At 71.9% G+C, this 17,677-nt stretch carries 13 protein-coding genes and 1 pseudogene; 9 read left to right on the top strand and 5 right to left on the bottom strand.

The window, feature by feature from the left end; all coding sequences use genetic code 11:
- Positions 1-73 precede the first annotated feature (73 nt).
- Positions 74-607 (top strand): PepSY domain-containing protein, encoded by a 534-nt coding sequence (locus ACIG87_RS03555; protein WP_396847798.1) that lies wholly within the window; start codon positions 74-76, stop codon positions 605-607.
- Positions 608-710: 103 nt separating this feature from the next.
- Here ACIG87_RS03555 and ACIG87_RS03560 read toward each other — a convergent pair whose 3' ends face one another.
- The gene (locus ACIG87_RS03560) at positions 711-2,093 is read right to left on the bottom strand and encodes a PQQ-binding-like beta-propeller repeat protein (RefSeq protein ID WP_396847800.1); all 1,383 of its coding nucleotides are present in this window, start codon (positions 2,091-2,093) and stop codon (positions 711-713) included.
- A 116-nt stretch (positions 2,094-2,209) separates the two neighbouring features.
- Here ACIG87_RS03560 and ACIG87_RS03565 point away from each other — a divergent pair, with 116 nt between their 5' ends.
- Positions 2,210-2,602: a hypothetical protein gene (locus ACIG87_RS03565; protein ID WP_396847802.1), complete on the top strand. Its 393-nt coding sequence runs from the start codon at positions 2,210-2,212 to the stop codon at positions 2,600-2,602.
- Between the two features lie 296 nt (positions 2,603-2,898).
- Here ACIG87_RS03565 and ACIG87_RS03570 read toward each other — a convergent pair whose 3' ends face one another.
- Positions 2,899-3,306, bottom strand: coding sequence for a nitroreductase family deazaflavin-dependent oxidoreductase (locus ACIG87_RS03570; protein ID WP_396847803.1), 408 nt, complete (start codon positions 3,304-3,306; stop codon positions 2,899-2,901).
- Between the two features lie 254 nt (positions 3,307-3,560).
- Here ACIG87_RS03570 and ACIG87_RS03575 point away from each other — a divergent pair.
- From ACIG87_RS03575 to ACIG87_RS03590, 4 genes and pseudogenes are all read left to right on the top strand, one after another.
- Positions 3,561-3,701 (top strand): annotated as a pseudogene (locus ACIG87_RS03575) (adenylyltransferase/cytidyltransferase family protein); the annotation flags it as partial.
- A gap of 130 nt (positions 3,702-3,831) precedes the next feature.
- Positions 3,832-5,484, top strand: coding sequence for an amino acid adenylation domain-containing protein (locus ACIG87_RS03580; RefSeq protein WP_396847804.1), 1,653 nt, complete (start codon positions 3,832-3,834; stop codon positions 5,482-5,484).
- Positions 5,481-6,833, top strand: coding sequence for a hypothetical protein (locus tag ACIG87_RS03585; RefSeq protein ID WP_396847806.1), 1,353 nt, complete (start codon positions 5,481-5,483; stop codon positions 6,831-6,833). Before ACIG87_RS03580 ends, ACIG87_RS03585 begins: the two co-directional genes overlap by 4 nt.
- 16 nt (positions 6,834-6,849) lie before the next feature.
- On the top strand, positions 6,850-7,614 hold the full coding sequence (locus tag ACIG87_RS03590; RefSeq protein WP_396847808.1) for an enoyl-CoA hydratase-related protein: 765 nt from the start codon (positions 6,850-6,852) through the stop codon (positions 7,612-7,614).
- Between the two features lie 42 nt (positions 7,615-7,656).
- Here ACIG87_RS03590 and ACIG87_RS03595 read toward each other — a convergent pair whose 3' ends face one another.
- From ACIG87_RS03595 to ACIG87_RS03605, 3 genes are all read right to left on the bottom strand, one after another.
- Entirely contained in the window at positions 7,657-8,337 is a 681-nt protein-coding gene (locus tag ACIG87_RS03595) for a response regulator transcription factor (protein ID WP_396847809.1), read from the bottom strand.
- A gap of 56 nt (positions 8,338-8,393) precedes the next feature.
- Entirely contained in the window at positions 8,394-9,722 is a 1,329-nt protein-coding gene (locus ACIG87_RS03600) for a sensor histidine kinase (RefSeq protein WP_396847811.1), read from the bottom strand.
- A 289-nt stretch (positions 9,723-10,011) separates the two neighbouring features.
- Positions 10,012-13,560, bottom strand: a complete 3,549-nt coding sequence (locus ACIG87_RS03605; RefSeq protein ID WP_396847813.1) for a ThuA domain-containing protein — start codon at positions 13,558-13,560, stop codon at positions 10,012-10,014.
- 521 nt (positions 13,561-14,081) lie between these two features.
- Between ACIG87_RS03605 and ACIG87_RS03610 the strand changes: the two genes are divergently transcribed.
- The 3 genes from ACIG87_RS03610 (at position 14,082) to ACIG87_RS03620 (ending at position 17,668) form a co-directional block, all read left to right on the top strand.
- Positions 14,082-15,593, top strand: a complete 1,512-nt coding sequence (locus ACIG87_RS03610) for a sugar ABC transporter ATP-binding protein (RefSeq protein WP_396847815.1) — start codon at positions 14,082-14,084, stop codon at positions 15,591-15,593.
- A gap of 114 nt (positions 15,594-15,707) precedes the next feature.
- Positions 15,708-16,682 (top strand): ABC transporter permease, encoded by a 975-nt coding sequence (locus tag ACIG87_RS03615; protein WP_396847817.1) that lies wholly within the window; start codon positions 15,708-15,710, stop codon positions 16,680-16,682.
- A 2-nt stretch (positions 16,683-16,684) separates the two neighbouring features.
- Complete coding sequence (locus tag ACIG87_RS03620) at positions 16,685-17,668, top strand: ABC transporter permease (RefSeq protein WP_396847819.1); 984 nt, start codon at positions 16,685-16,687, stop codon at positions 17,666-17,668.
- Positions 17,669-17,677 lie beyond the last annotated feature (9 nt).

A 17,677-nucleotide genomic window follows, 5' to 3' on the forward strand; every position in this document is an offset into this window, starting at 1 on the left:
TGGCACAGCGCGCCGCTATCCACCGCCGGGGCAAGCTCACTGCAACAACCGAGAAACCCCGGAGGTACGCACCATGAAGCGCACATCCCTGCTCCTGGCGGCGGTCGGCGGCGCCGCCGTCCTCGCTGTCACCGGCACGGCGCTCGGCGTGTCCGCCGCCGAACGGACGCCGGCTGCCACGCTCGCCGCGGCGACGACCGCTCCCGCCCCGGTCGATCCGAGCACCGCCCCGACCACCGGCACGTCCACCGGTGCGGCGACGCCCGGCTCGCCGAGTGGCGCACCGGCGACCGAAGCGCCGGGTGGCAGCACCGCCCCGGCCACCAACGACGCGGTCAGTCAGGAACGGGCCGGCGAGATCGCGCTGGCCAAGGTCGGTGGCGGCCGGATCACCGAGATCGAGCGCGAGCGGGAGGAGGGCCGCCCGGTCTGGAGTGTGGAGATCATCAACGGCGACACCGAACACGAGGTCGAGGTCGACCGGGAGAACGGCACGGTCGTCAGGTCCGAGCAGGAGAAGGCGGACGCCGACGACAAGTCCGGTAGGGACGACGACGATGACTCGGACGACGACAGGGACGACTCGGACGACGGCGACGACGACTGACCGGTCGGTCCACTGAGCGAGCCGTGCCACGGCAGTGGCGTGAGTGCCCCGGCGGATTCCGCCGGGGCACTTCGCTGCCCGGTGGTCGGTACTGGTGGCCCGATCAGAAGGTGTGCAGGTCCACCGCGAGGCCGTCGGCACCGGAGTGGCTGACCGCGACCCAGTCCTTCCCGGCTCCGGCGAGCCAGCCCGGATAGCGGCCGAGCTGACGGCCGGTGCGAGCCTCGTAGACGAGCACGAACGGCCGGTCGTCCTCGGCCGCGCTGACCGCCACCAGCCCCTCGGTCACCGTCGACCGCCAGCTTGCGGACGCCCCCGACAGCGCCGGATCCGGCGCTGTCCAGCGGGGCGCACCGGTGGCCAGGTCGAGCAACGCCAGCCCACCCGCGTCGGCGTTGCTCCGCACCAGCACCGACCGGTCGTCACCGTCGATCGGTACGCCGGTGGCGACGCCCGTCCAGACCGTCCTGCCGGTGCGCAGGTCGACCAGTTGCGGCCGCCCGTCGGCGGTGACCGCGACGAGCCGGGTGCCCGTCCCGATCAGGGTCAGCCCGCTGCGGTCGTCGGCCAGCCGCTTGGCGCACTCGCCGTCCTCCTTGCGTCCGCTGAAGACCACACCGGACCAGCCCTTGACGCCGGTGGCCGCGTTGACGGTGGCGATGCTGACCGTGCAGCGCTGGTCGCCCCGAGGAGGGTCGTTGTCGGTGCCCACCATCAGGTCACCGGCGACGAAGCCGTACCAGGCCCGGTTCGGCAGCCGCCCGGCACCGGCCCGGCCGGTGGTGGGGGCGACCGGGGTGTAGGCGGCCGACCGGGCGGCCGTGCCCAGCCGCACCGTGACGTACCGGCCGGTGGGCGGCGCGTACGGCGTGCGGCCACCGATGGTCACGTCGCTCACCCTGGCGAACCGGTCGGCGGGCAGTTTCCAGAGTTGGCGACCGCTCTGCACGTCCCGGCCGATGATCACGCAGGTCGCCGAGCTGCCGGTGCCGGCGCACTCCCTGGCGTAGACGACCTGCTCGTGGACGACGACGTCCTGGCTCTGCGCCGCCCGCCACCGGGTGGCTCCGGTGGCCGTGTCGAGCACCTCCATGCCGCCGTCGTCGTTGTCACTGGCCACGATCGACCCACCGGCGATCACGTACCGGTAGCCCGTGGTGAAGGGATGACGCCACCGGTCCTGCCCGGTGGCGCGGTCCACGGCGCGCAGTTCCCGCTCGTCGGGCACGACGATCACCTGACCGGTCTCGCCCAGCTCCTGGTCGAGCCGCCGGACCGACACCGACCAGGCCGGCAGCGGGCCCTCCGGGTCGGGCGAGGTGGCCCTGCCCCGCAGGCTCTCCTGAGTCTCCTCGACCCGTACGGACGGCCGCTCCGGCCGCTCCGACCGCTCCGCCCGGGGTCCGGTGCAGCCGACGAGCCCGACGACCAGGCTCAGGGCGCCGGCGGTGATGCGCCAACGGGCTGGGCGGTGCGACGGCGACAACGGTCTCTCCCTCGGTCGACGGTCAGGGCCACCACCGTAGGGCCCGACCGCACTCTCGCGCTCGGCCCGTCGCCGGTCGCGTGCCCCGATCACACCGGTTCCGCTACGGTGGGCCGATGCCGCGAATTACCGACGAGACGGTCCTGGCCGTCGGCAGGCTGACCCTGGCCGCGACCGAGTTGGAGTACCTCCTCGCCGGCATCGGCGCGGGTCGGACCGACGGCGACCACGCGGCGATCTTCACCGCTTCCGGAGCGCCGTTGCGGGCGGCACGGGGCCGTGCTCAGCTGGCCGCCCCGGCCCACCGTGACGAGTTCGTCGGACTGGTCGAGGCTGCCGCGACGTACCTGCTGCAGAGCCGGACGGCGGTACGCGCACTGTGGTTCGACAGCAGCCAGGTCGACGCGGCGACCTTCGACGAGATCTCCAGCCTCATCATGCGCTGCCGGAACCGGCTCCAGGCGCTGTATGACGAACCGGATCACCCGCCGGTAGGGGCCCCAGCGTGACCGCCGCAGCTCGCCGAACTCGTTTCCGCACGGACGGTTCTCCACCGTGCCCGGTGTTCCGCAGGACTTCTGGTTCACCGACCCTGAGGTGGGCCAGGAGCGTCACCAACGCCTGCATCAATCGCTGACCTCTGCCGGGCACGTTTACGTCTCGGCACGACCGCACTCCGCTCCCCGGTGGTCAGCGGCTGCGATCCGCGACGAGCGGCGCGTGCTCGTCACGTATCGCTACGCTCGCTCGGCGGCACCTGCGGTTGTGCGCCGCACCTGTGGGCACCGAGGTGCGCCTTCTCCGCCTACGGCGCGGGTTCCAGTAGGACGACGGGGATCTGGCGGGTGGTCTTCTGCTCGTAGTCGGCAAAGCCTGGATACGCCGCCTTCTGCGCGGTCCAGATCCGTTCCCGCTCGGCCCCGGCGGCGACTCTGGCGACCAACTCGACCGTGTCCGTGCCGATCTCCGCCCGGACCTGCGGATGGGCCAGCACGTTGTAGTACCAGTCGGGATTGGTGGGCGCGCCGGCCTTGGACGCGAACACTGCGTAGCCGCCGTCCACCTTCTGGTACATCATCGGGTGCACGCGAGCCTGGCCGCTCTTGGCGCCGACGGTGTGCAACAGCAGCAGCGGGGCGCCAGCGAATTGGCCGCCCACCTCGCCACCGTTGGCGCGGAACTCAGCGATGATCTTCTCGTTCCAGTCGCTCATGACCACTCCTTGCCCTGCCCGACGGCTCCCTGAGCACCAGCGCCGGCCTGATCGCCGCACCTAACTGGACAGTACCCTGCGTCGTGGCGGGCCGCCTGAAACGCGGGCCCGACTGGCCTCTGAGCAGGCCATCCGGGATGCGCAGCAGGTCTTGTGGCCGTGACACCGGAACCATCGGCAGGGCCACGTTCGATTGCCCGCAACCCCGTTCCGGTGCGCGCCGTCTACCCCGGCGGCTTTGACCCTTCGCTCCCGGGCATGTGAACGTGGCGAACCGGGCACGCGGCCTTTCCGACGAAGTCGTCGTGCTGGTCGGGGTCAACAGCACCACGCATCCAGGCATGGACGAAGAGGAGCGAGCGGCCACTGTCCGGGCCATTCTGCCGGTCGGGTGGACTGCCGGGGCAGCTCCCCGTAGGTCGGACACCCCGGTCGCCACACGGAATCTAAGACATTTCCCATTTGCATTGGCGAGCATCGATTCCGATCGCCGCACAGGGTGGCCGATCAGAACAGGAGCAGCCCATGTCCGTACGACAGTCCGGCACGATCGACGACGCGGCGGTGCGCCCGGTCAGCACCCTCTCCACCGAGCCGGACGGCTGGCGAGGGCCCTTGCTGGACCATCTTCCACCGCGCGAGCGCCGGCTCTTCCAGCGGTTCGGCCAGGGACCGGTGGTGCCCGTGCCCGACCTGCGCATCCACCAGGCGTTCGAGCGCTGGGCCGCCGCCACCCCGGACGCCGTCGCGGCCGAGCACCTCGGGGTGCGGATCGACTACCGCGAGCTGGACCGCCAGGCCAACCGGCTCGCCGCCCGGCTCGCGGCCCTCGGCGTACGGACCGGGGACACCGTGGGCGTCTTCGCCAGCCGGTCCATCCCGATGCTGGTGGGAATCCTGGCGACGCTGAAGGCCGGGGCCGCCTACGTCCCGCAGGACGTCCGGATCGCCCCACCCGGGCAGTTGCGGCAGGTCGCGGCGGCTGCCCGGTGCCGGGTGGTGCTGACCACGTCGGCGACCCTGGAGGCGGTTCCGGCGTTGCCCGGCGTGGCGCGGCTCGCGATCGACGAGGTCATGGCGGAGCCGCTGCCATCGGGTCAGCAGGTGACCGCCGTGGTCCCGGACCGCCCGGTGCGGGCCGACGACGGATGCTACGTCCTGTTCACCTCCGGCACCACCGGCATGCCGAACGGCGTCACCGTGACCCACGGCAACGTGGCCAACATCCTGCTCACCGCCCCGGGCAACCTGGGGATCCGGCCGGGCTGGCGGGTCGCCCAGTTACTCAACGTCGCTTTCGACATGGCAGCCTGGGAGATCCTGGGCTGCCTCGCCAACGGCGGCACCCTGCTCGTACGCGACCGCGACCTCACCGCCACCGCCGCGCGCGCCGAGGTGGTGATCGCCACCCCGTCGGTGCTCGGCCGGATCGACCCGGACCGCTGCGATCGGGTGCGCGTGGTCGCCGTGGCGGGCGAGCCCTGCCCGCGCCCGCTGGCCGACCGGTGGGCCGCCGGCCGCGCCTTCCACAACTGCTGCGGACCGACCGAGACCACCATCGTCAACACCATGCACCGCCACCGGCCCGGCATGGCGCTCACCATCGGCCGGCCGACGCCGAACAACACCGTCTACGTCCTCGACGCCGACGGTCGGCCCTGCCGCATCGGCGAGGTCGGCGAGATGTGGGCCGGCGGCGGCTGCGTCTCCGCCGGCTACCTGGACAACGACGCGCTCAACGCCGAGCGGTACGTCCCGGACCCGTTCCTGGGCGGGGGCCGGCTGATGTTCCGCACCCGGGACCGGGGGCGCTGGAGCACCGACGGGGAACTGGAGCACCTTGGCCGCACCGACGACCAGGTGAAGGTCCGGGGGTTCCGGGTCGAGTTGGACGCGGTCTCCACCGTGCTGGAGGCGGTGCCCGGCTGCCGGCGGGCGGTCACGCTCAGGCTGACCGACCGGGACCTGGTCTCCTTCGTCGCCCCGGCGGAGCTGGACCCGCAGCGGTGCCGGGACGCGGTGGCCGCCGCGCTGCCCTACTACTGCGTGCCGGCGGCCGTGCACCCGCTACCGGAGCTGCCGATGACCGGACGGGGGAAGGTCGACCGGGACGCGCTGCGCCGGCTCGCCCTCGACCTGCGCTGGCAGTGGGCGCACATCGAGGAGGCGGCGGCGTGACGACCACCGGTCTCCGGCCCCAGCCGGCCCCGCCGACGGGCCCGCGTACCGTCGCGGCGACCGCGCCCGGCGACGCGCCGCCACCTCCGGTCTCGATGCTGCGACGGGTCCTCGCCCACCCCCGGTTCATGCACCACCACCGCCTGGTGGCGGCGGTCCTGGCGACCAACACCGCGCTGCTGGCGTACGGGCTGACCGCCGGCTGGTGGCGCGGTCCCGGCATGCCCGACGCCCTGGGCGGCGCCGCGCTGGCGAACGTCTCGCTGGCGGTGCTGGTGCGCCAGCAGTACGTGATCAACCTGTTCTTCTGGCTGGCCACCCGGGCACCCACCCGCTGGCCCCTGCGGATCCGCTGGACGCTGGGCAAGGTCTACCACTTCGGCGGGCTGCACGTCGGCGCGGCGCTGGCCGGGACCGCCTGGTACCTGGCGCAGCTCGGCGCGCTGACCGTCGGCGACGGACCCGGCGGGACGGGCGCGCTGGTCACCGGCTACGCCGTCGCCGGACTGCTGCTGGTGCTCGTCGGCACCGCGCTGCCGCAGGTGCGGTCCCGCCGGCACGACCTGTTCGAACGCACCCACCGCCTCGGCGGCTGGGCGGCCCTGCTGCTGCTGTGGGCGCAGGCCGGCTTCCTGGCCGGCGGACCGGCCGCGCTGGCCACCTCACCGCAGGGCTGGGTGCTCGCCGTGTTGACCGCCAGCATCGCCCTGCCCTGGCTACGGCTGCGCCGGGTGCCCGTCGTGGTCGACCGCCCCTCGTCGCACGTGGCGCTGGTCCACTTCGATCACGGGGTGACGCCGTTCCCCGGCTCGTCCACCGCGGTCAGCCGCAACCCACTGTGGGAGTGGCACTCCTTCGCCAACGTGCCGGCGCCGGGCCGCACCGGGTTCCGGCTGACCGTCTCCCGGGCCGGCGACTGGACCGGGCGGTTCATCGACGACGCGCCGGACCGGGTCTGGGTGAAGGGGATCAGCACGGCCGGGGTGGCGAACGTCGAGACCCTGTTCCGGCGGGTGGTGTACGTGGCGACCGGCAGCGGCATCGGGCCGGTGCTGCCGCACCTGCTGGCCGAGCAGGTGCCGGCCCGCCTCGTCTGGGTGGCCCGCCGGCACCGGGAGACCTTCGGCGACGACCTGGTCGAGGAGATCCTCGCCCACCAGCCCGACGCGCTGCTGTGGGACACCGCCCGCGACGGCAAGCCCGACATGCTGCGGCTGGCCTGGCAGGCGTACCGCCAGTTCGACGCCGAGGCGGTCATCTGCATCTCCAACCGCACGCTGACCTGGCAGGTGGTGCGGGGCATGGAGGAACGCGGCGTGCCCGCGTACGGCGCCATCTGGGATTCCTGACGACATGGAGGCGATGATGAGGATCAGCGTGGAGCAGGACGACCGGGTGGTCACGGTGCGGTTGTGCCGACCCGAGGTGCGCAACGCGCTGGACACGGCGGTGATGACGGAACTGGTCGAGGCGCTGCGACCGCTGGACCGCGATCCGGGCGTGGGCTGCTTCGTGATCACCGGGTCGGAGCAGGTCTTCGCGGCCGGCGCCGACATCCGGGAGATGGCGGGAAAGTCCTTCCTGGACGTGGCGCTGGAGGACCACTTCGCGGGCTGGGACGCGTTCGCCGCGCTGCGTACCCCGAAGATCGCGGCGGTGGCCGGGTACGCGCTCGGCGGGGGCTGCGAGCTGGCGATGATGTGCGACCTGATTTTCGCGGCGGAGAACGCCCGGTTCGGGCAGCCGGAGCTGCGGCTGGGGGTGATGCCCGGCATCGGCGGCACGCAGCGGCTGACCCGCCTGGTCGGCGTGGCCCGAGCCATGGACCTGGTCCTCACCGGGCGGCAGCTCGACGCGGCGGAGGCGGAACGGTTCGGCCTGGTGTCACGGGTGGTGCCGACGGGACGGTTGCTGGCGGAGGCGCAGGCGGCGGCTGCGGTCGTGGCCGGGCACCCCAAGCTGGCGACCCTGCTGGCCCGGGAGGCGGTCCGGCAGGCCGAGGAGGTCGGTGTGCGCGCCGGGGTGCTGTTCGAGCGGCGGGCCTTCCACGCCCTGTTCGCCACCGAGGACCAGCGGGAGGGCATGGCCGCCTTCCTGGAGAAGCGTCCGGCCCGGTTCCCGGGTCGCTGAGCTACCAGGCCGCCCGGGGCACGCCGGGTCCGGGCGGCCTGCTCAGAGCGCGCCGATCTGGTAGCCGAGCCCGTGCACGGTGCGGACCACCCCGTCGCCGAGCTTGCGCCGCAGGTAGTGCACGTACGTGTCGACCACCGCCTCGGTCCGGTCGGCGCCGAAGACCCGCCCGCGTAGCTGGCTGCGGCTGTGCACCATCCGGGGCTGCGTGGCGAGCAGCCGGATCAGCTCGAACTCCCGCCCGCTGAGCGTCACCTCCCGGCCATCGGGCAGCCGCACCCCGCGCTGGGCCAGGTCGAGCTGCCCCGCCCCGATGGGGATCAGCTCGGCCCCGTCGAAGCGGCGGCGGGTCAGCGCCCGCACCCGGGCCATCAGCTCCGTCACCTCGAAGGGCTTCGGCAGGTAGTCGTCGGCGCCCGCGTCCAGGCCCTGGATCCGCTGGTCGGGCTCGGCCAGGGCGCTGAGCATGAGCACCCGGGCGGCGATCGCGCAGCGCCGTAGCCGGAGGAGCAGGTCGACGCCGTCGATCGCCGGCAACCGCCGGTCCAGCATGATCACCTGGTACCGGCCGCGCAGGGCCAGGTGCAGGCCCCGCTGGCCGTCCCGGGCCAGGTCGATCCGGTATCCCGCCCGGCGGAACAGCTCGACCAGCATGTCGGCGAGCTCCGCGTCGTCCTCGACGAGGAGCAACGGGCCGTGCGGTGGGGCTGACGGGTCGGTCATCCGTTCATGGTCGCATCGAAGCAGGAGAACGTTGACCGGCGGAATTTCTCAGCCGGTCAGAACGGGCTCATCTCGCGCTCGTGATCCGCCCGGTCGCGGTTCGGCCGCCACCAGAAGGGGCACCGGGGCCCGGCGGGGTCGCCGTCCGGCGGCGGCGGGTCGGCCCGCCCCGCGCCGGGCACCGGCAGCCGTACGGTGAAGGTGGCTCCCGTTCCCGGCCGGCCGGTGGCGCTGATCGTGCCGCCGTGCGCGGTGACCACCTCGCGGACCAGCGCCAGCCCGAGCCCGACCCGGCGGTCCCCGGAGTCGGGGCCACTGTGGAACCGGTCGAAGATCCGTTCCCCGTGCCGGGGGTCGAACCCCCGGCCGGAGTCGCTGACCACCAGTTCGACGTGGCCCGCGACCGCCGGGGGCAACCGCACCTCGACGTGACCACCGGCCGGGGTGTGGTGGAGGGCGTTCGCCAACAGCTCCGCCACCACCCGGCGCAGCGCCGGCCCGACGCCGTGGACCGGCACCGGCGCGTCCGCGCCGGCCACGGTGAGCGTCACGCCGTGCTCGGCGGCGCGCGGGGTGTCGGCCTCGACCGCCTCGGCGACGAGCGCGGCGAGGTCGACCGTGGCCGGCGGTCGGCTCATCGACGTCGTGTCGGCCAGCCGGGCCGACAGGAGCAACTCGTCGACGATCTCCCCCAGGCGTCGGGTGGTGTGCAGCAGCCGGTCCAGATCCTGCCGGTCCGCGTCGCTGTCGGCGCAGGTCGACCGCTGTGCCAGCAGCTGCGCCGCCGTGTGCACCCGGGTGATCGGGGCACGCAGCTCGTGGCTGGCGTCGGCGACGAAGCGGCGCTGCCGGTCGAGCGCCTCGGCCAGCGGCAGCACCGCCGCGCGGCGCAGCCGCAGGTCGGTCGCGGTCGCCGCGGCCAGGACCGCCACCGCGGCGAGCGACACCGCCCAGAGCAGGTGTCGCCGCTCGGCGAGCTGGAAGCGGGCGTCGAAGACCACCTGGACGACCTCGTCGCCGCGAAGTTGCGTGCGCACGTGGTAGACCGTGCCGTTACGAGCGACCTGGTCGACCTGCGGCCGGCCGGTGCGGGCCACGGCGTGGATGGCCTCGTGCTGTGGGAAGCCGGCCGGGGGAGCGCCGGCGTGCCCGGTGTCGCTCGCACCGCCGAAGATCCAGGTGCAGCCGGACGGGTCGGCCGGCCGGCCGTGCATCATCGCCCAGTCGAGCTCGTGGCGGATCTTCGCGTGCTGGACGTGCAGCAGGGCGGCGTACGCGATGCCCCCGACCAGGGCGAGCAGGGCGACGACCAGCAGGCCGACGGCCAGTCCGGTGCGGGGTCGGGCGCGGCGTGCGGTCGGCCGCACGCCGCCGGTCAGCGGCACCGCGCTCCCGCCCCATGCCTCCCTGCGCGGGCGCTACCTCGTCTGTCCGCGTGGCCATCGACCAACATCCATCGAAGATGGCACATCGCCCATCGGATCGGAAGGGATCGGGGCGTCCTCCCGGATGCCGGACCCGCCTCGTCGCGGCGGGGGCCGCAACTGGTCGGCGCTACCTGTTGGGCGCAGACCTGCCCGTCGCAGCCCACCGACGAGGTGTCGCCGGTGGGGGCCGGCTCCGTTCGTCGGAGCCGGCCCCCCGGATCGTCACCGCGACCCGCGGTGGGGCGGGTCACGCCAGGGTGAACCGCCACTGCTGGTTGGTGGCGCCGTGGCAGGTCCACTGCAACAGTCGGGCGCCGTCGGCGGTGGCGGCGCCGTTGACGTCCAGGCAGAGCCCGCTCTGCACGTTGCGCACCGTGTAGACCCCGGAGGTGGCGGTCGCCGTCGCGGTGAACTTCTGCTGGTTGCTGTTGTTGCAGGTGGCCTGCTGGAGGAACGCCCCCGTCGCGGTGGAGCCGCCGATCACCTCGGCGCACTTGCCGCTGTGCACCGCCTTCAGGTAGACCGCACCGCTACCGGCGTCGACGGCCTGCCACTTCTGGTTGTTGCCGCCGGTGGCCGCCCACTGGTTGATCTGTGCGCCGTCGGCGGTGGAGACGCCGCTGACGTCCATCAGCTTGCCGCTGTGCTGCGCGGTGAGCGTCCAGGTCTTCCCGGCCACACCGGTGCCGGTGCCGGGCGTGCCGACTCCGGCCCCGCCGAAGGTGTGCGAGTCGAGATCGAACCAGTTGCTCGCACTGCCCTTGAACACCAGGTAGAGCGTCTGCGTCCCGGCCAGGGCGGACACGCTCACCGGAGCGGTGGACTGGTAGTTGTTCCAGCCGCCGGTGCTGGGCACCGGGGTGGTGGCCAGCAGGGTGCCGGTCGGCGAGCCGGCCCGCAGCTCGATCGATCCGCCACCGGACGGCGACGACAGCCGGTAGCTGACCGTCGAGATGCCCGACAGGCTCATCGGGGTGAACGCGATCCAGTCGTTGTTGGAGATGTCACCGACCCGTTTGGTGCTCTCCGCACTGGCCTCGTCGACGACCCGGATGCCGGACTGGCTGCTGAAGTACTCGGCCTGCTTGTGCTTGGGCTGGAGGATCGCCTGCGCGGTGCCGGTGAGCGGGGACGCGCCGCCCGGCCCACCGCTGTCGGTGTAGCGCGCGTTGAGCACGTAGAACAGGTTCGCGCCGTCGGGGTGCCCACCGAGCAGGTCGGTGGAGATGGTGCCCGAGCAGCCCGGGTACTCGGTGGTCTCGTGCGCGTGGTCGTCGTGGCCCAGCGCCGGGTTGACGAGCACCTTGCTGCAGTCGACCGTGCCGCCGTCCGGGTCGGTGACGCTGACCTGGTACGACACCTTGTCACCGAAGGTGAGCATGCCGCCGTTGGCCGGGGTGGTGATGGTGACCACCGGCGCGGTGTTGCCGACGGTGATCTGGACGTTGGCGAAGCCCGTCTTACCGGTGTTGTCGGTGACCTTCAGCTGCGCCGTGTAGTTGCCGTTGGTGGTGTACACGTGCGACGGGTTGGCCGCCGTCGAGGTGGCGCCGTCGCCGAACGTCCACTGGTAGCTGAGCGTGTTGCCCGGGTCCGGGTCGGCCGTGCCGGCGCTGCTGAACTGGACGTTCAGCGGGGCGAGACCGCTGGTGGGCGTGCCCGCCGCCTTGGCGATCGGCGACCGGCCACCCTGGATGTAGTCGATCCGGTAGAGCCCGGAGTCGCTGTTGCCGCCGCCGAAGTTGGTGCCCCATTCCAGCAGGTAGAGCGAGCCGTCCTTGCCGAACTCCAGGTCCATCGGCTTGTTGAACTGTGCCGTGGGCAGGAACGCGTTGGTGCGGGTCACCGCCGTGGCGGAGTCGAAGTGCACCTCCTTGATGTAGTTGCGCGACCACTCGTAGAAGAAGTGCACGCCGTCGTAGTAGGGCGGGAACTTCGTGGCGGACGGGTTCGCCGCGTCGTACCGGTAGACCGGCCCGCCCATCGGCGCGGAGCCGCCGGAGCCCAGCTCCGGGAAGTTCGACGAGGTGCCGTAGCCGTACCACACGTTGGGCGCGACGATCGGACGCAGGCTGGTCAGGCCGGTGTTGTTGGGCGAGTTGTTGACCGGCGCGTTGCAGTTGAACTTGGCGCCGACGACACCGGTGTCCGGGTTGAACGGCGCGTAGGGCTGGTTGTCGCCGTGGCAGAACGGCCAGCCGTAGTTGCCGGGCTGCTTGATCACGTTCAGTTCGACCAGGCCCTCGGGGCCGCGGTTGGTGGTGGGCGGGTTGCGGTCCGGCCCGTAGTCGGCCAGGTAGACCCAGCCGTTGGCCGGGTCGATCGAGAACCGGAACGGGTTGCGGAAGCCCATCGCGTAGATCTCGGGCCGGGTCTGCGCCGTGCCCTGGGGGTAGAGGTTGCCCGTCGGGATGGTGTAGCCGCCGGTGTCCGAGGGGCGGATGCGCAGCAGCTTGCCGCGCAGGTCGTTGGTGTTCCCCGCGGTCCGGGCGGCGTCGAGGTTGGCCTTGCCCGACCGCCAGTCCAGCGGGGCGTAGCCCTGCCAGTTGGGGTCGAGGTTCGGCGGCGTGTCGTCGCCGGTGCCGATGTAGAGGTTCCCGTCCGGGCCGAAGTCGATGTATCCACCGGTGTGACCGGGTTCGGGGAAGGTGCGGTCCCGGTACGCCGGGATGTCGATGACCCGGGCCTCGGTGGACAGGTTGAGGGTGTCGCCGGAGAGCGTGTAGCGGGAGACGCGGTTGACGTCTGTCGTACTGCTCGCCGGCGAGTGGTACAGGTACACGTACCCGTTGGTGGCGAAGTTCGGGTCCAGCGCCAGGCCGGTGAGACCGTCCTCGCCGCCGGTGTAGACGCTCAGGGTACCGGCGGTCACGGTGCTGTTGCTGGCGGGCTTGAAGATCTTGACCTGGCCGCCGCGCTGGATGTACATGACCCGACCGTCCGGCAGCACGGCCAGCGCCATCGGGTCGACCGTGTTGTCGTCCAGGGTGCGCTTCTCGAAGTTGCCCCAGACGGTGCCGCCGCAGTCGCCGGGGGCGTTGCCGGCGGCCCACTTGACGCCGCCGAGGACGTGGTTGCGGAAGTTCGTCTCGCTGTAGGACTCGATCGCGTGGCCCATCGCCGTGGCCCACACCCGTCCACCGGCGGCGTTGCGGCACCAGGAGATCGGGTGGTCCGGGCCCATCGCCCGGGACCCCGGGTTGTAGGTGCGCTCGTCGGCGGTCACCAGCACGTGCACGTTGCCGCGCGGGTTGGCGTCGAAGTTGTACCACTCCTCGCTGCGGTTCCAGCGGTCCGGCAGACCGGTCGTCGACGGGTGCTGCTTGTCGGCGACGATGGCGGTGCCGGCCAGTACGCCGGGGGAGTGCTCGGGCATGTGGGCGCCGCCGTTGAGGGTCTGGTCCCACCAGGGGTACTCACCCTCGATGCCCATGTCCAGGGCGTTGTGGATGCCGACGATGCCCTTGCCGCTGGCCAGGTAACCCTCCACGGCCTGGCGTTGGGCGGCCGAGGTCCAGACCATGCCGGAGGTCTGGAACATGATGATCACGTCGAAGGTGGCGAGATTGGCCGGAGTGAAGACGCTGGAGTCCTCGGTCTGCACCAACTCGAAGTTGTTCGCCGCCGCCTGTTGCTGGAACATGCTGATCCCGGCGGGGATCGAGTCGTGCCGGTAGCCCGCGGTCTTGGTGAACAGCAGGGCGCGGAAGGCCGGGGCCGCTGATGCCGGTGGTGCGAGGCCGAGCGACAGTAACAGGCCGGCGATCATGGCGATGATCAGTGTGGTGCGACGCATGCCGTCTCCTCAATGTCGGCGGGCAACTCCGATGGCGACCACGGGCCCGACCGCGCGCCAGGTGGTGCCTGGACGCACGGGGGCGCGAGGGTGCTGCTCGGGTCGTCGTGCCGTCCGCCGCAACGGCCGTCAGCCCCATAGGTAGTCACAGACAGTGACTTGATGGTGTTCTCGTTCCGTGGGCCGCGAGGCCAGGATGATTCAGTCATCGATGACTGTCAATGGCCTGCCAGAGGTTCGATGTTTCGACGGGTCGGCGGTGGTCATGCTCGAGCCCTCTCGGCGTGACTCCGGGCGACAGAAGGGTGGGGCCTGGCAGTCGCGCCAGATCGAGGATTGTGGACAGGCATCGAAACATCTATCTTCATACGTGTGATGTTTCGGCGATGTCAAGGAAAGTTTGCGGCGTCGAGACGTAAGCATCCGTGGATGGCAGCGAAAGTTCGCCGTCCTGCTCCTCGAACGAACCGACCTCGGTCTGCTGATCACGTTAGTAACTACTGTCTGTGAGGTTCTCTGGAATGCCAGACCCGCCGCCGACGCCGCTGCTCACCCTTCGGGGCATCGGCAAGTCCTTCCTCGGGGTACGCGTCCTCGACGGTGTCGACCTCGATGTCGCGCCGGGCGAGGTCCACGCCGTCGTCGGTGAGAACGGCGCCGGGAAGTCCACCCTGATGAAGATCGTCTCGGGCGGCCTCGTTCCGGACGGGGGCACCGTCGAGGTCGCCGGTGAACCGCGCGTCTTCCGTGGCCCGCGGGACGCGCAGCAGGCCGGGGTCGGCATCATCCACCAGGAGTTCAACCTGCTGCCGGAGCGCACCGTGGCGGAGAACGTCTACCTGGGGCACGAGCCGGTCCGGCGTGGACTGGTCGACCGTCGGGCGATGCTCGACCGCACCAGCCGACTGCTCGCCTCGATCGGGGAGACCACCCTCGCGGCCGACGCCACGGTGGGGCGGCTCGGCGTCGCCCAGCAGCAGGTCGTCGAGATCGCCAAGGCCCTCGCCCTGGACGCCCGGCTGCTCATCATGGACGAACCGACCGCGGCACTGGCCGACCACGAGGTCGAGCTGCTCTACGGGCTGGTGCGCCGACTGCAGCATCGGGGCATCGGCCTGCTGTACGTCTCGCACCGACTCACCGAGGTCTTCGACCTGTCCGGTCGGATCACGGTCCTCAAGGACGGCCGCCGGGTCACCACCGTGGACACCGCCGGCACCACCGCCGACGAGTTGGTGCGGCACATGGTCGGGCGGGAGCTGTCCAGCTACTACCCCGACCGGGCCGGCCCGGACGACCTCGGCCCGGTGCGGCTCACCGTCCGCGCCGCGGGCAACCGGAAGCTGCGTGGGGTCGACCTTCAGTTGCGGTCCGGTGAGGTGCTCGGCGTCGGTGGCCTGCAGGGCTCCGGACGGTCCGCGCTGGCCCGTGCGCTCTTCGGCGTGTCCCCGTTCACGACCGGCGACGTGACACTCGACGGCAGGGCGGTCCGGCTGCGCTCACCCCGTACCGCCATGCGGGCCGGCATCGCCTACGTCACCGAGGACCGCAAGGGCGAGGGAATCGTGCCCCGGCAGTCGGTGCTCGACAACGCGCTGCTCGCCAGCCGGGCCGTCTTCGCGGCCCGGTCCGGTCGCGCCGCCCGCACCGAACGGGTACGGGAGCTGCTCGCCGCGGTGGAGATCCGCGCCGCCGGCGACGACCAGGAGATCCGCTTCCTGTCGGGCGGAAACCAGCAGAAGGTCGTGCTGGCCCGATGGCTCGCGATCAACCCGCGGATCCTGCTCTTCGACGAGCCGACGCGGGGCATCGACGTGGGTGCGAAGTCGGCCATCCACGACCTCGTCCGCCGCCTTGCCCGCGACGGCGCGGCCGTGTTGATGATCTCGTCCGACCTGCCCGAGCTGTTGGGGATGAGCGACCGGATCGTCGTCATGCGCGACGGCCGGATCGCCGGCGAACTGCCCGCCGGAGTGACCGAGGAGGACGTCGTCGCCCTGGCCGTCGGCAACCTGCCGGAGGCAATCCGGTGAGTGCGAGGAGTGAGCCGGTTTTGCGAGCCCCGCAGTCGCGAACGGAGGCAATCCGGTGAGTGCGAGGAGTGAGCCGGTTTTGCGAGCCCCGCAGTCGCGAACGGAGGCAATCCGGTGAGCGCCCTCTCGCTCCGGCCGGCCCGACGCCCGGTACCGGGCGTGTTCGTGGCCCTGACCCTCACCCTCGTGATCGGCTGGCTGGTCATCCTGCTCGACGGCGGTCAGCTGTTCAACCAGTCCACGACGGTGAGCCTGCTGCACGTAGCCGCCGGCCTCGGGCTCGTCGCCGTCGGCCAGACCCTGGTCATTCTCGGCGGGTCGCTCGACCTCTCCGTGGCGTACGTGATCAGCCTCAGCACCCTCGTCGCGGCCGAGACGATGAACGGCAGCGACGGCGCGCTGGTGCCGGCTATCGGCCTCGCGCTCGCGGTCAGCGCCGGCATCGGCCTGCTCAACGGGCTGCTCGTCACCAAGCTCCGGGTCAACGCCTTCATCGCGACCCTCGGCGTCGGGCTGCTGCTCAAGGGCTACCTCGACAGCGGCTACGACGGTCCGGCCGGCACCACCTCGCCCACCCTCGTGCAGTCCCCCGGCTACCAGCGCGTCGGCCCGGTGCCCCTGTCGTTCCTGCTGCTGCTCGCCGTGACCGGGGCGGCCTGGTTCGCGCTGTCCCGGACCCGCTTCGGTCACCACCTGGTCGCCGTCGGCGGCGATCCGGAGGTGGCCCGGCTCTCCGGTGTCCGCAACGACCGGGTCCTCGTCACCGCCCACGTGCTGTGCTCGCTGTGTGCCGGGCTCGCCGGGATCTACCTCGCCAGCCGGCTCGGCTCGGGTGCGCCCCGGGTGGGCACCGAGGGCCTCTACGACCTGGAGTCGATCGCCGCGGTGGTGATCGGCGGCACCGCGCTCGCCGGTGGGCGCGGCAGCGTCGTCGGCACCGTGGGTGGGGTGCTGCTGCTCGCCAGCATCGACGCGATCTTCAACCAGCTCGAGGTCGACGCGTTCTTCAAACAGGTGATCAGGGGCGTCATCATCATCGCCGCAGTCGCCGTCTACGCCCGCCGGGCCCTGCGAAAGGCGGCGTCCTAGCCATGCAGATCGTCCAGCGTCGTCCGCTGCCGCTGCGCCTGACCCGGATGCGCCCCGGCGGGATGCTGCCGATCCTGACCATTCTCGCGGTGCTGCTGGTGCTCGTCGGCCTCCGGCAGCCCGGCTTCCTCGACCCGCCGTCGTTGATGTCCTTCCTCGGCCGTTCCGCGCCGATCATCCTGCTCGCCGCCGGCCAGTACTTCGTGATCGTCTCCGGTGAGTTCGACCTCTCCGTCGGCTCGCTGGTCACCGCGCAGGTGGTCGTCGCCGCCCGGCTGATCGACGGCGACCCGACGCGCACCTGGCCGGTGGTGCTGCTCCTGCTCGCCTTCGGGGCGGTGGTCGGGCTGGTCAACGGCCTGATCACGACGCGACTGCGGGTGCCGTCGTTCATCACCACCCTCGGCATGTTCCTGATCCTCGTCGGCGCGGTGTACCTGTGGTCCGACGGCGCTCCGAAGGGCGGGCTCTCCGAGGAGTTCCGGCGGTTCGGCCGGCGGGCCGTCGAGGACGTGCCGCTGCTCGGCCGCGTGCCGTACGCCCTGCTGGTGCTGGTGGTCCTCGCGGTGCTCGCCGTGCTGCTCATGCGGTCCGACTTCGGTCGGACGCTGGTCGCCGTCGGCGACAATCCGCGCACCGCGCAGCTGAGCGGGGTAAACGTCGGACGTACCCGGACCATCGCCTTCATCCTCAGCGGGCTCGCGGCGGCCGTGGCGGCGATCCTCCTGGGCGGCTACAGCGGGGTGTCGTTCCAGGCCGGTGCGGGTCTGGAGTTCGGTGCGATCACCGCGGTCGTCCTCGGTGGCGTCGCGCTGGGCGGAGGCCGCGGCTCGGTCGTCGGCGCGATGCTCGGCGCGCTGACCCTGGAACTGCTGTTCGCCCTCATGAACTTCTACGGCGTCTCCGGCGCCCTCAGGTCGACCGTCCAGGGCGCGATCATCCTGCTCGCCGTGGCGGTCTCGGCAACCCGTTCTTCGTCGAGATAACGAGACAAC

Source organism: Micromonospora sp. NPDC051925 (genome assembly GCF_044548625.1).
Lineage (GTDB): Bacteria > Actinomycetota > Actinomycetes > Mycobacteriales > Micromonosporaceae > Micromonospora.